We start from the raw sequence: 14,388 nt of genomic DNA on the forward strand, positions 1-14,388 counted from the left end.
TACATCGCAAGGGTTACCGCGTGACAGGGCTCCGAGCCAACCTCAGGACATTTGCGAAAACCACCGGTGCGGTGGCTGTCTTTGCGTGGGCGTGGACTGTGCCGCTGATGCCCCCAATTCAGGCCGAGACCGATCCGTTAGATGCGCCGCTGGAGCGGGTCGAGTTCGGCGAAGATGACACCATTCGCGGCATCGTCGGTCAGTACCTGCGCGACCCGGACCTGTGGCCAACCGTGCTGGCACTGAACAACATCGCATCCCCCGCCGATCTGGTGCCCGGGATCGAACTGTACCTGCCGGTTCGTCAGGTATTCGCTGCTGATGACGCGCTGCTGCGGTCCCTGACCGCGATCCAGAAAGCCACCGCTGAAGGGGCCCGGATCTTTGCGCCACGCGAAATCGGAAACGCCATTACCACCCGCGACACGGCGATGGTGCGGCGCGAGGAAGGCGAATGGCGTCAGGTGGTTAGCTATGCCGGAGAGGCCACGGGCTACGCCAATCAGGCACTTGATATCTCGGTCGCGCAACGCGACCGCGCTGCCGAAGCGGTGGTTTCGGACGTGCATGGAACCGTGGAAGGGCGTGCCCCCGCAGAACCCAGCTGGTCGAACCGCAGTCTGGATGACATTCTGATCGAATTCGAACGCCTGCGCACTCTGTCCAACAGCACGACCCAGATCACATTCCGCGATCTCTCCCGCTTGCGGCTGAACCCCAATTCCAATGCCACGATCCAACGCATGCGGTCCGATCCGCTGACCGGGGGCGAGGTTACGAAAGTGTCGCTGGCCAACGGTGACTTCTACGCGCTCCTGAACCAGCTCACCGAAAAAAACGCGTTCGAGATCGAGGTGCCGGGGATCGAATCCACGACCAATTCGTCCGACTTCTGGATCAAGAATGACCAGTCTGGCGCCCGATTTGTGAACTATGACGATTCGGACCTTGCGATTGAGCGCGACGGTCAAAAGATCATGCTTGGCGAGAACGAAGGCGTCGTTCTGGCAGGCAAGACAGCCCAGCGCGCGCAGGTTCTGGACAGCCCGCTTTTGCTGACACCCGAAGTGGGCGATGTCATTTACACCGGCCTTGCGCCCCTGAGTTGGGAGCCGTTCGGCGAGGCGGCGGGCTATTGGCTTGAAGTTGCGCTGGATCCGGCCTTCAACCAGATGCAGATCTCTGAGTGGGGTATCCGTGAAACGGCGTTTCTGGCCGACAGCTTGCCACCCGCCAAATACCACTGGCGCGTCGCCGCGCTTGATCAGCTCGGCCTGCCCGGACAATGGAGCACCGCGCAGGACTTCACCCTTCGGATCGACAATACGCCGCCCTACCTGACCTTGTTGTCGCCGGCATCGGGCAGCATCGTGACACAGCCTGAGGTCGAAATTCTGGGCGCGTCCGAGATTGATGCCGTGCTCAAGCTGAACGGCGCGCCACTGGTCATCGGATCGGACGGCAGCTTTGTCACCACGTTGCCGCTGACCGAAGGAACGAACACAATCACGGTTCAGGCCATCGATCCGGCAGGCAACACCAGCGACCGCAGCCTGACGGTGGTGTACCGCCCCACGGTTGCTGTCGAGATCTCGCTGAACAATCAGATTCCGCGCGTCGAAGGCGCGCTTGCAACACGGTCCGAAGTCTTGTCGCTGACTGGTCAGACCTCGGCGACAGTCGATGCCCCCGTGGCTGTCCGCGATGCCAGCGGAGCGATTGTTCTGCAGACCCGGGTCGCCCCGGACGGCGGGCTCAGCTTCACGGTGCCGGTCGATGCTGCACCGCGGGCGTATTCCATCGAAATTCTTTCGCCAAATGGCACACCCGAAGGAACGCTCGAATTCACGGCCATACGCGACCGGATCGCGCCCGAAATCCTGCTGGATCTGCCGCCACCGCGCGCGACGGGGGACCAAGAGATGCAACTGGCGGGCAGCGCTGGCGACGCGATCCGGCTGGAACTTGGCGGAACCCAAGTGCCGCTGGTGAATGGCCGGTTTGACCTGTCCATGACACTTGCACCGGGTCTCAACAGCTTTGATCTGGCGGCGACGGACGCCGTTGGCAATATCAGCGTCACGCAGTTCAGCACCTTGCTGGACATCGACCCGCCCGAGATCCTGAACGTCGATCTGGGCCGCCCGCAGGGTGACACCGGCCCGATTGAACTTTTGGTCGAGGCCAGTGACGAAAGCGGTCTGCGGCAGGCAGCACCTTTCGTGATTTCAATTGATGGGCTCGAAGTCGATGGATTCCTGCGCTGCGACACGGAAAGCGGTGTTTGTCGTGGCAGCCTGCCACCGGAAGCTGGCGATCTGGAACTGATCGAACTGATTATCGAAGACTACGCCGGCAACGCGGCATTTTACTGATGAGGACCGGTTTGGGGCGAACCGGCTACGGAGGACGACACATGGCGATCGTACGCAAATGGACAGCCGCGCTGCTCGGCCTCGCCCTGTTGGCGCAGGGCGGCACGGTCCATGCTCAGGCCGCAGACGGGCAACAGGGCCTGTTGGTGGTCTATGGCAAATCCGCCGCCAGCCGCGAGGGCGATACCGACCGGCGTGAACAGATCTTTTTCAGCGTCCCGGCAGACCTCAAGGATCGTGTGTATGTTCGCCTGTTTGACCCCGAAACCTCGGGCGACAACGATTTCACCTATGGTGGCCCGCGCGATTCCATCACCACATTCCGCCTGTTCGGCGGCGATGGCGCCTTTTCAGACGCTGACCGCCCGCAACCCGTGGCCGACGGTGCACGTGAGCCGCGTCTTGCCGAGGTCACAGCCGTTACAGGCCCCGGCAAACTGCTTAAGGAAAGCGCCTGGACCAGCGACAAGAAAACCGATGGGCGCTGGGTCAACCTGTCCGCCGTGCGCGCCCGGCAGGGCGAAATCGTCGGCGACCGCGCCTATTTCCGCCTCGATGTGCAGGGCACGGCGGGCAATGACGGCAACGGGTTTTCGGTTGGCGTCAGCCTGTCACGCGATCGCGCGCGGTCTCCGGAAGGGCTGGAAATGTTCTCGTACCGCCCGACGGTGCGGTGGGCCGCTCAGAATCCGCCAACACAGGTCTGGTTCACAAACACGGCCCCCGATGGCAATCTGACCGTGCAAAGCTTTGATGGCGCCAACGGCGAACTGGCTGTTGTGACCGACTTTGCCGATCTGGGCGTGCGGATTTCGGGGCAGGATTTCTGGACCTCGGACACCGTCCAGACCGACGACACAAATGTTGCGCTCAGCCTTCTGGGCGGATTTGAAACTCCGAACGATGTCACACTGGCGGTGTTCGACGACACTGGTGCGCCTGTCCCGCTGCAAATGCCCCCGACCCGCGCCCTGCAACCTGCACGTCCCTTTGTCACCGGCACGGCCCGTCCCCTGGCCGATTGCCGGGCCGTTGCTTTTGATGCCAGCGCCTCGCGCGGGCGCATCCCACTGGGCGTGACCTGGGATTTCGGCGATGGCACGACCTCGTCCGAGCCGGTCATCGCGCATCGTTATGCAGCGCCGGGTCGTTACTCCGCCCGGCTTGAGATCCTCGAAAGCGGCACGCGTCCGGGTCGTGGCGGTGCGGTCGACGTGCCTGTCCACGTGCGCAACGCCCCGATTGCTGTGCCCGGTGCAAAGATCGTCGTGGCCCCCGGTCAACCGGTCAGCTTTGATGGCACCCTGTCGCAACCGTCCGACAGCCCGATCACCCGCTATAAGTGGAGCTTTGGTGACGGCGCCATTTCCGAAGGTCCGATGGCGTCGCATGTCTATGGCAGCCCCGGCCAGTTCCGCGCTGTGCTGAGGGTCGAAGACGACAGCCTGCACCCCTGCAACTTTGGCGTTGAAACCCGCAACGTCGTGGTGAACTTCCCACCCGTCGCCGAGGCTGGCACCAGCCAGTCTGCGGTTGTGGGCCAGCCCGTCGTGTTCAGTGGCGCGGCCAGCTATGACATTGATGGTCTGATTGAAAGCTACAGCTGGGATATGGGCGACGGCACCGTGCTGACCGGCCCGACGGTGTCGCACACCTTCCAGACCTCCGGGTATTACCCGGTGGCCCTGACCGTGACCGACGATAGCGGCGTCGCCAACAACATGGCGGTGGATCGCATGTTTGTGGGCGTCAACAGCCCGCCGGAACCCAGCTTTGAAATCCCGCCCCGTGCAATATCCGTGTCCGAAGTCGGCCTGCTGGATGCCAGCGCCTCGACCGACGCAGACGGGCAGATCCTGTCTTACCTATGGGACTTTGGCGATGGCGCGTCTGGCGAAGGCCAGGTGGTCGATTATGCCTGGACCCAACCCGGCACCTTCTCCGTCACGCTGACCGTCACGGACGACAGCGGCACGGCCTCGGCGATGCAAAGCACATCGCGCCTTGTCCGCGTCGATGCGGCCCCCGTGGCCGATGCTGGCGCGGATCAATATGTGACTGCAAGCGTGGTGTCCTTTGACGGCGGCGGGTCGCGTGATCCCGATGGGTCGGTGACCGAATGGGTCTGGGACTTTGGCGATGGCGGCACCGCCACCGGCAAGACCGTCGATCACGCCTATCTGCGCTCGGGCATTTTCGAGGTTGCCGTGGTGGTCCGCGATGACAGTGGCGCACCGCTGAACACCGACCGCGACACCATGCTGGTGACCGTGAACGCGACGCCGATCGCCGATGCAGGCCCGCCACAAACCGTGGCCCCGGGTGAAGAGTTCATCGTGTCAGGTCGCGCTTCGGTCGATCCGGATGGCGAGATCAGCCAATATGTCTGGACCTTCCCGGACGGGACCGAGGCCACCGGCCAGCGCGCATCGCATGTGCTGTCAGAACCCGGCCTGCACCGGATCGGTCTGACCGTCTATGACAATTTCGCTGGCGGCGCGGCACAGGATCAATCCGAAGTGTTGATCACCGTCAACGCCCCGCCCGTCGCCGTGGCCGGATCAGACCATCTGATCGCACCGGGCGACAGCGTGGTGTTTGATGCCATGCAGTCCTATGACACAGACGGCAAGATGTCGGCCTTCCGGTGGGAGTTTGATGATCTCGGAGCACCGCTCGACTCTCCGCGCGTGGAACGGGCGTATGTTACGCCCGGTGTCTGGTCGGCGCAGCTGGTCGTGACCGATGACAGCGGCGTATTGAATGCCACGGCATCTGACGACGTGACGATCCGCGTCAACAATGCCCCGGTGGCCGAAGCTGGCGCAGCGATCACCACAGACAGCCTCTATGTCGAATTCGATGGTACAGCTTCGGCGGATGCCGATGGCGACGCACTGATCTATCGCTGGGATTTCGGCGACGGATCGCTGCCCGCTTATGGCGAGAAAGTCACCCACGTCTTCCCCCGCTCGGGCATCTTCCCGGTTACGTTGCGGGTCGATGACGGAACCGGCCTGTCGAACGCGCGCGCCATCGACGCAACCACAGTCACCATTCAGACTCGGCCCATGGCAGATGCGGGCGGTAATCGCGACGTCTGTTCGGGCGAACCGATCCTGTTTGATGCGTCGGCCAGCGTCGATCCCGATGGCGGTCTGCTGCTGTACACCTGGGATTTCGGAGACGAGACCGGCTCAGACCTGATCAACCCGACCAAGACCTATGAATTCCCGGGCGTTTACCCCGTGACCCTGCGGGTCCGCAACGAAACCGGCACCGAACATGGCTCTGACATCGACCGGATCGCCGCACTGGTCCGCGAAGGCCCGATTTCCAATGCGGGTGAGGATCTGACCGTCTGTTCGAACCAGCAGGTGCGTTTTGACGGGTCAGGATCGACAGATGCCGACGGCGCTGTGAACGCATTCGACTGGACGTTCGGCGATGGCGCGACTGGCAATGGCGAACAGCCGGTGCACGTCTTTACGCGTCCCGGCACCTATACCGTGACATTGACCATCACCGGCGAAGCGCGTGGCGCCTGTAGCCCGCTGGACAGCGATACGGCGAAGGTCACCGTCATCGCCGCGCCGGAACTGATGATCATCGGGCCGGAACGTGTCGGATCAGACATCTCGACACTGTACACGGCCGAGATTGCCAGCACCGGTTCTGGCACCATCGATCGCGTCAGCTGGGACTTCGGCGATGGCACCACGATGGACGGAGACGAGGTCGAACACAGCTTTGCACAGCCCGGCGAATACCTTGTCACCCTGCGCGCCAGCATCATTGGCGGCAACGCCAGCTGTAGTGAGCTTGAAACCGTGCGCAAGGTGATCGTCAATTCGGCCCCGGAACCGGTTATCGCTGGCCCCGAAATGGTCGCGGTCGGCCAATCGGTCACCTATGACGCCAGCCAAAGCCGTGACAGCGATGGCGCGATCATTGGCTATCTCTGGGACTTTGGCGATGGCACCACGGGGCAGGGCGTCATTGTAGCACACCGCTATGACACCCCCGGCACCTACACCCTGCGTCTGGCCGCCTTGGACGACGCGGGCGTGGACAACAGCGAAGTGATCCTGGAAAAGACCGTGACCGTCAAACCGGCTCCGATTGCTGGCCTGCAGGCCCCCAAATCGGTCTGCCCGGCACAGGACGTTCCGTGGACCGTCGCAGTTGACAACGGAACGCAAGTGGACTGGCGGTTTGGTGACGGCGCATCCAAAACGGGATCGACCGTGTCACACGCCTTTGAACGGGCCGGGTTGTTCCCGGTTCTGGTCGCCATGGATGACGGTGCGGGGCTGTTGTCCAGCCGCCGCAGCGAAGAGGTTTATGTGCGTGTGAACCGCGCCCCAACCGCCTTGGCCGGACCCGACCGGATCGTGTGCCCGGGCGATCAGGTTACCTTTGATGCCGGTGCCTCTGGCGATCTGGACGGAGAGCTGTCGCAATGGATCTGGGATTTCAGCGATGGCCAGACGCTGGAAGGCCCCATCGTGACCCGCAGCTTTGACACCGCCGCTGATTTGCGCGTGCGCCTGACCGTGCGGGATGACAGCGGGGCAGAGGGCTGTGACATCGGCACCGACGCCGCACGCATTCTGGTCAATGCCCAGCCTCAGGTCGACGCCGGCCCGGATCAATCCGTTCCTGTGGGTGCCGCCCACGATATCGTCCGCTTTGACGGCAGCAATGCCAGCGACCCCGACGGGCAGGGGCTGCGCGTGTCCTGGGACTTTGGCGATGGCGCGCGCACTGCGGGCGCGGTGGCAACACACCGCTTTACCCAGCCGGGGGAATACACCGTGACCGTGCAGGCGCGTGACACCACAGGCCTTGTCTGCGGCATCGGCAGCGACACGGCCATCATCACCGCCGTCCCGCGCGAGTAAGCGAAACACACGCCAGAGGCGCTCGCACCGGGCGCCTCTGACCGCTCTGGTTGGGCGGGCTCAGCGCTTTTTGCCAAATTCAACCCTGGTGTTGATTTCAATATCGTTTGTACACAAACCATCGTATTATTCCGGCAATGAGATTTCCGCTTCGCTCCAAATTTTTTCTGTTTGCTGTTCTGCTCGCCATCGCGCCCCTTGCGCTTGTCGGGCAGAATCTGACGCGCCTTGCGCGGGACGAACTGAAAAGTGCGGCCAACGAAGATCTGACCACCGTCGCCGCCGAACTGCGGGCGGCTTTTGACAACACGTTTCAGGGCCGCTGGCTGACCCCTTTGATGGTCATCCGCAATGGCATCGACAGCGCGGAACTGGGCGTGCCGCAAAAGGTGTCTCTGCTGACGCTGGGTCTTGAAGAGCTGCCGCAGGTCGTCGCGTTGCAACTGTCGGTGCAAGGGTCTGATCTGCCGATCCTTGTTACCAACGAAGGCTTTGCCAGCAAGATGGTGCAGGCGGGTCTGGAACCGATCAAAGTGCTGTCGACCCCGCCCGACCTGATCAAGGCCATTCAGGAAACCGGGCAGTTTGGCCGCCCTTTGGTGTCGCGTCTGGAAGAAACCGGGCACTGGATGGCGACGCTGGCTCTGCCGCTGACCACCAAGATCGCAGGTCGTCAGGTGACCATGGCCGCCAAGATCAACCTTGCCCCGCTGGGGGAAATGGTTGAACGCCATCCCTTTGCCCAACGCGGCGAGATCACGGTGATCGACCAATCCGGGCGCACCGTTCTGGAAGACGACGCACGGCAACTGATCGAACGCGACATCGTCGCCTCGACCCTGCCGCTGATCGTGGCCGGGGCGCGCGCCGATGCGCTTGAACCCTATGTTCGCCCCGACGGCACCGCGTTTCTGGGGGCCTATGCCTTTCCGGACTCGTTTCAGTGGGCGGTCATCACAGAACTAAGCGAAGACAAGGCGTACGCCGTCGTCAACGCAATCACCCGCCAGATCCTGATCGTCGGGCTGGTCGGCTTCCTTTTGGCCGGTGTCGGTGCGCTGGTCTTTGCCCGCGCGCTCAGCCGACCGATCCTGAAGATCGGCGAAGTCGCAGCATTGGTCGGCGAGGGCGATTTTTCGGCCCGGGTTGAAAACGTCCGGTCACGCGATGAAATCGGCGATCTGGCCGATCGTTTCAATAACATGATCGCGCATCTGGGCGAACGGCTGGAACTGATGAAGTTCGTTTCACGTGGGACCATGTCCGCGATCCAGAGTGCGGATGAAACCGGCATGCATCGCGGCGGTGAACGACGCCGCGTCTCGGTCATCTTCACCGACATTCGCGGCTATACTGAGTTTTCCGAACGCGTTCCGCCCGAAACGGTGATCGAGGCGCTGAACAGTTACTTCGACGTACAAACCGACATCGTTGAACAGCACGGCGGCGACGTCGACAAGTTTGTCGGCGATGCGCTGGTTGCCGTGTTCGAAGGCGACGACATGGAAAGCCGCGCGGTGGCCTGCAGTGTTGAAATCACGCAGGCGATGATCAAGCTGCTGGAAAAGTTCCCCGAATACGATCTGCACGTCGGCATCGGCGTCGCCTCGGGCGAGGTCGTGATGGGTGCCATGGGCGCGAAGGAACGTATGGATTTCACCGTTCTCGGTTCAACCGTCAACCGCTCGGCCCGCCTGTGTTCCGAAGCTGCCCCTGGGCAGGTTCTGATCGATCAGGAAACCCGCACTGCTGCGGCCGAAGTGAAAGATGTGACCTTCCAGACGCTCGACCCGATCCGCCTGAAAGGCTATGCCGATCCGGTTCTGGCCTTTGCCGCCTCGCAGGCCTGATCAGTACGTAAACACCGCCCAAGCCCAGGCCATCGCGACATAGGTCAACTGATGCAGCGCTTGATCGACTCCTGCCGCGCGCCAGAACAATGCCTGTGTCGGGTTCAGGTCCTTGTCGTCCGAATACCGGGCCTTACAATAGTCGATGTTGAAATGGATGACCCATTCAAGCGCGACGATCACCAGAGTGAACAGAACCGGCGCGCCCATGATCACGAAGACGATGATCGATCCGACCACATGAACCCCGGCGTGCTGGGCCCGCCCCATGTGCCAGTATTCGCCGCGACCAGACAGCATTTTCGGAGTCTGCAGGAAATAGTCGGCAAACATATGCTTGACTTGCAGCAGGCAGATCAGAAGCAAAACGGTGCTTATGGTGGGTAACAATGCCGTCTCCCCAATGGCTCTCTTAAAGAAACTTAGGCACTAATGTGCGTTGCTGCAAACAGCCTGCGCAGATTGCGGCCAAACTTAACGGATTGCCAGCATGGTTGTTGCCTTGTTACCCTTTGAGACCAACCCGTGAGATGGCCAAGTAGATCGGGCAAGAAATTTTGATTTAACGGGCGACTCTCATGGAACGCACCCTTTTCGGTTTCATCTGGAAATACTCCAAACGTGACCAACTGATTCTGTTGATGGTGACCACGACCTTATTCCCGTTGTTGTACCTGACACTGGAACTGCCCAAGCGTATCATCAATGACGCCATCGGCTCGCAGAGCGCGACGATTGATTTGTTCGGCTACAGCTTTGATCAGGTTACGTTTCTGGGCATTCTGTGTATCGCCTTCCTGCTGGCGGTTCTGGCCCACGGCCTGATGAAGATGCGCATCAACACGATGAAAGGCGTGCTGTCCGAACGGATGCTGCGTCGTTTCCGTTATCTTCTGATCGCGCGCATTCTGCGGTTTCCGCAGCCCTATTTCGAACGGGTCAGCCAGGCTGAACTGGTGTCGATGATCACGGCTGAATCCGAACCGATGGGCGGGTTGATGGGCGATGCGATCAGCCAGCCTGTGCTGCAGGCCGGTCAGATGCTGACCATCCTTGGCTTTTTGTTTCTGCAAAGCTTCTGGTTCGGTCTTGCGGCCTGTGCGCTGATCCCGCTGCAGGCGTGGCTGATTCCGAAGCTGCAAAAGCAGATCAACCTGCTGAACAAGAAGCGCATTCAGGAAGTCCGCGTTTTGTCCGCCAAGATCGGTGAAAGTGCCGCCGGGGCCAGCGCCTTGCGGGTCAATGGTGGGTATCGTCATCGCCTGTCCGCGATCACCGACCAACTGGGTCGCCTGTTCGAAATCCGGTTCGAGATCTATCAGAAGAAATTCTTCATGAAGTTCCTCAACAACTTCATCTCGCAACTGACCCCGTTTTTCTTCTTTTCGATCGGTGGCTATCTGGTGTTGCAAGGCTCGGTTTCGCTGGGCGCTCTGGTCGCCGCCCTTGCCGCCTACAAGGATCTGTCGAGCCCGTGGAAAGAACTGCTGGCCTATTACAATCAGACGCAGGACATGGCCCTGCGCTGGGAGGTGATTACCGAACGCTTTGCGCCTGCGGGCATGGTCGACGAAACCCTGTTCGACGGTGAGGTCAGCGGCAACCCGCATCTGGACGGCGATATCCGGCTTGAAAACGTGTCGGTGCGCGATGTCGATGGCAACGTGGTGCTTGAGGACCTGAATGCGACCATCGCCAAGGGCAGCGTTGTCGGCATCGCCGCGCCCAGCGAAGAAGACCGGCGTGCCATGGCCGAACTACTGACCCGCGAACTGCTGCCCACCAGCGGCAAGGTGTTCGTTGGCGATGCTGACCTTTCATCGCTGCATCAGTCCATCATCGCCGCCCGCATTGGTCATGCCACGTCACGGCCTGTGATGTTCCAGGGCACCTTTGGCGAAAACGTGATGATGCCGATGCGCTACGGGCCGCTGACCGACCAGTCCAAAGACGACAGTTTTGCCGAAGCCCAGCGGGCCGGAAACAGCGCCGATCCCTTCGATGCCGAATGGCTCGACCCCCGCATCGCGGGCCTTGAAACCGCAGATGAGCTGCGCGACTGGTGGCTGACCCTGATCGAAGGTATGGGGTCCGGCACAGCTCTGTTCCGGCGCGGGCTGGAACAGAAGTTCGAAGCCGAAGATCATCCGGTTCTGGCCGCCAAACTGGTCGAATTGCGCCCCATTGTGCAACAGGCCGTGCGCGACGCGGGGCTGCGCCAGCACGCTTTTTTCCTGAAGCCCGATCTTTACAACACCGCGCTTCCGGTTGCTGAAAACCTGCTTTACGCCTCGCCCCGGCATCCAATCACCCAGCAGGTGTTGGCCGCCCAGACAGAATTCATGGCCGAACTGCGCCATCTGGGTCTGGAAGAAACGCTGGTGCAGCTGACCCGCGATGTGATCGATATGCTGCGCCAGATCTTTGGCCTTGATGGCACCGATCACCCGCTGTTCCGCAAGCTGGGGCTAAACGTCGACACCTATGAAACAGCCGTCGATCTGGTCGAAAAAACCCGATCCGGCAACGCGTCAGACCTCAGCGCCGATGACATGGCCAGCCTGCTGATCGTGCCGTTCCTGATTTCGGCCGATCAGATCGGGGCCGGTTTCACGGATGAGCTGAAAGATCGCATTGTCGAGTTGCGTCAAAGCCACGCGGCCGACCTGCTGCAAAGCCTTGGTGATCTGTTTGTGCCCTTCGACGAAGACGTGTTTACACCCGGTATGACCGTGCTTGAGAACGCCATGTTCGGTAAGATCTCTGATGCCTCGGGTGGTCGCGCCGATGAACTCCGCCGCCTGGTCGGTGACGTTCTGGCCGAAAACGGCGCGCAGCAACTGGTGATCGAGCTGATCTATGACATCCCGATCGCGCTTCAGGGGCAAAACCTGCCCGGCGTATTCGCCGAGCCGCTGTCCTTCTCGCGCGCGACGGTGAAAAAGCCCGATATCCTTATTCTGGATCAGGCGCTGGCCAGCTATGACATGGAGACGCAGAAGTCAGTTTATCGTAACCTGCGCGCGCTGCTGCCTGACACCACGGTCATTTACCTGAACGACAGTTTCGAAAACCCGGACGTGTTCGAGACCTATTTCGAGATGCAACAGGGCCGGATTGTCAGCGATGAAAGTGCGACCGATGTCGAAGAAGACAGCGCCGCCAGCGCCGACCTCAACCGCAAACTGCGGGCATTGGAACAGACGCCGCTGTTCTCGGGCCTCAGCCGCAAGCAATTGCGCCTGCTGGCCTTTGGGGCTCGCTGGTACACGGCCCCGAAGGGCGAGGTGGTGTTTCTGAAAGGTGACGAACCGACCGATGGCGCGTACATGGTGCTCGACGGCGAGGCTGGCCTGTATCTGCCCAAGGACGACGGCGACGATCAGCTGATCGCCAAAGTCGGCGCGGGCACATTGGTCGGTGAACTGGGTCTGATCCGTCAGGTTCCACGCGCGCTGAGTATGGTTGCTGAAAGTGAGCTGACCTGTCTGCGCATCGGCGAAGAAGAATTTCTTGCCGTCGTCGAAAATGACGCCGCCACGGCGTTCAAATTGCTACAGGTGGTGGCGGGCTACGTATCCAGCTGAACCGGGTTCAGTCGTCGCCGCAAAACAGCGAATACAGCAGCGCGATGACCTGTTCGGTGTTAGAGTCCGCCAGCGAATAGAAGATCGTCTTGCCGTCGCGGCGCGTCGTCACAAGACCTTCTTCGCGAAGACGTGCCAACATCTGGCTGACAGCAGCCTGCCGGATGTCCAGCAGGCCTTCAAGTTCGCCCACCGATTTCTCGCTGGTGCCAAGATGGCACAGGATCATCAGCCGACCCTCATGCGCCAGGGTCTTCAGATAGGCCGCAGCCTCGCTTGCGCGGCTAGCCATATCGGTCGGCGTTTCAGGCATGGTCTTTTCGATAGCTTCGATCGTCACAGCGTGTTCACAGTTTGTTTTTTGCTCACTCAAGATAATGTATCAAAAGATCAGTTCAAGTCACCCCTTTGAGATGGGTGCACCACCCTGAAATGCGTTCCCGTGCACATAATCGCAACTTTTTTCCTGCATTTCTAAGTGCAGACCGCCTCCGGTGAACGGATTCGCGCGTGCAAGCTCTTCATCGACCTCGATTCCAAGGCCCGGAGCTTCGGGTGCAGGAATGAACCCGTTGTCGACCCGGATCGTCCCTTTGATCAACGCATCGTGGAACGGGGTTTCAATCGATTCCGCCATCAGGATGTTCGGGATCGACACCGCAAGGTGGATATTGGCGGCCCATTCAATAGGTCCGGCATAAAGATGCGGCGCCATCTGTGCATTAAAGGCCTCGGCCATCGCCGCGACCTTTTTCATCTCCCAGATGCCGCCCGCACGTCCCAAAGCCGGTTGCAGGATGGTCGCCGCGCCTGCGCGTAATACGGCCCCAAACTCGGCCTTGGTGGTCAATCGCTCGCCGGTGGCCAGCGGGATGCGTACGGCCTGCGCGACCTTGGCCATCTCGTCATAGTTATCGGGCGGGATCGGCTCTTCGTACCAAAGTGGAGAAAACTCTTCCAACGCCTGGCCCAGCCGGATCGCGCCCGCAGTGGTAAATTGCCCATGCGTGCCAAACAGCAGGTCCGCCCGTGTTCCGACGGCCTTGCGGATTTGGCGGCAGAAATCGACCGACGTCGCAATGTCCGACATCGCCGGCATATGCCCGCCGCGCAACGTATACGGGCCTGCGGGGTCGAACTTTACCGCCGTATAGCCCTGCCGGACCATTTCGGCAGCCGTATCTGCAGCCAGCTCGGCCGAGGTCCAGAATTTTGCCATGTCGTGATGGGGCAGGGGGTAAAGATAGGTATAGGCCCTGATCCGCTCGTTCATCTTGCCGCCCAGCAAAGCCCAGACGGGCCGGTCACGATCTTTGCCCAGAATATCCCAACAGGCGATCTCAAGCCCCGAAAACGCGCCCATCACCGTCAGGTCAGGGCGTTGGGTGAACCCGCTGGAATAGGCCCGGCGAAACATCAGTTCGATGTTCTCCGGGTTTTCGCCCTGCATGTGGCGTTCGAACACGTCGCGAATGACATGCGTCATCGCCTCCGGCCCGACGGACGAGGCATAGCATTCGCCCCAGCCGGTGATCCCGGTATCGGTCGTCACCTTGACCAGTATCCAGTACCGGCCGCCCCAACCCGGCGCCGGTGGGGCCGTCACGATAATGTCGAGGTCCTGAAGCTTCATGGGGCGAATTCCTGTCATGCAAAAGGCGGCACCCGACCG

At 61.1% G+C, this 14,388-nt stretch carries 7 protein-coding genes; 4 read left to right on the forward strand and 3 right to left on the reverse strand.

Translation table 11 applies throughout. From position 1 onward, the window contains the following. Window positions 1-20 precede the first annotated feature (20 nt). From FOY56_RS20755 to FOY56_RS20765, 3 genes are all read left to right on the forward strand, one after another. The gene (locus FOY56_RS20755) at window positions 21-2,375 is read left to right on the forward strand and encodes a FecR domain-containing protein (protein WP_186766414.1); all 2,355 of its coding nucleotides are present in this window, start codon (window positions 21-23) and stop codon (window positions 2,373-2,375) included. A 41-nt stretch (window positions 2,376-2,416) separates the two neighbouring features. Further along, window positions 2,417-7,279 carry a PKD domain-containing protein gene (locus FOY56_RS20760; protein WP_186766415.1) on the forward strand — a complete coding sequence of 1,621 codons (4,863 nt, stop codon included), beginning with the start codon at window positions 2,417-2,419 and terminating at the stop codon, window positions 7,277-7,279. A 137-nt stretch (window positions 7,280-7,416) separates the two neighbouring features. Then, a complete protein-coding gene (locus tag FOY56_RS20765) occupies window positions 7,417-9,129 on the forward strand; it encodes an adenylate/guanylate cyclase domain-containing protein (RefSeq protein ID WP_146348076.1) in 1,713 nt (570 codons plus the stop codon). On the opposite strand, the gene FOY56_RS20770 is transcribed toward FOY56_RS20765, so the two are convergent. Continuing rightward, the gene (locus tag FOY56_RS20770) at window positions 9,130-9,519 is read right to left on the reverse strand and encodes a DUF3307 domain-containing protein (protein WP_146348077.1); all 390 of its coding nucleotides are present in this window, start codon (window positions 9,517-9,519) and stop codon (window positions 9,130-9,132) included. Window positions 9,520-9,707: 188 nt separating this feature from the next. Between FOY56_RS20770 and FOY56_RS20775 the strand changes: the two genes are divergently transcribed. Further along, window positions 9,708-12,716, forward strand: a complete 3,009-nt coding sequence (locus tag FOY56_RS20775) for a cyclic nucleotide-binding domain-containing protein (RefSeq protein ID WP_186766416.1) — start codon at window positions 9,708-9,710, stop codon at window positions 12,714-12,716. Window positions 12,717-12,723: 7 nt separating this feature from the next. Here FOY56_RS20775 and FOY56_RS20780 read toward each other — a convergent pair whose 3' ends face one another. Together FOY56_RS20780 and FOY56_RS20785 are read right to left on the reverse strand one after the other, a co-directional pair. Next, window positions 12,724-13,008, reverse strand: coding sequence for a metalloregulator ArsR/SmtB family transcription factor (locus tag FOY56_RS20780; protein WP_146348132.1), 285 nt, complete (start codon window positions 13,006-13,008; stop codon window positions 12,724-12,726). Window positions 13,009-13,116: 108 nt separating this feature from the next. Continuing rightward, complete coding sequence (locus FOY56_RS20785) at window positions 13,117-14,349, reverse strand: mandelate racemase/muconate lactonizing enzyme family protein (protein WP_146348078.1); 1,233 nt, start codon at window positions 14,347-14,349, stop codon at window positions 13,117-13,119. Between the last annotated feature and the right edge of the window lie 39 nt (window positions 14,350-14,388).

Origin of the sequence: Falsiphaeobacter marinintestinus (assembly GCF_007923355.1) — a bacterium.
GTDB lineage: Bacteria > Pseudomonadota > Alphaproteobacteria > Rhodobacterales > Rhodobacteraceae > Phaeobacter_A > Phaeobacter_A marinintestinus.

Bases quoted from the DNA above. Each gene is read 5' to 3' on its own strand.
- FOY56_RS20760 (WP_186766415.1), top strand. From the start codon at position 2,417: ATGGCGATCGTACGCAAATGGACAGCCGCGCTGCTCGGCCTCGCCCTG.
- FOY56_RS20765 (WP_146348076.1), top strand. From the start codon at position 7,417: ATGAGATTTCCGCTTCGCTCCAAATTTTTTCTGTTTGCTGTTCTGCTC.
- FOY56_RS20775 (WP_186766416.1), top strand. From the start codon at position 9,708: ATGGAACGCACCCTTTTCGGTTTCATCTGGAAATACTCCAAACGTGAC.
- FOY56_RS20780 (WP_146348132.1), bottom strand. From the start codon at position 13,008: ATGGCTAGCCGCGCAAGCGAGGCTGCGGCCTATCTGAAGACCCTGGCG.
- FOY56_RS20785 (WP_146348078.1), bottom strand. From the start codon at position 14,349: ATGAAGCTTCAGGACCTCGACATTATCGTGACGGCCCCACCGGCGCCG.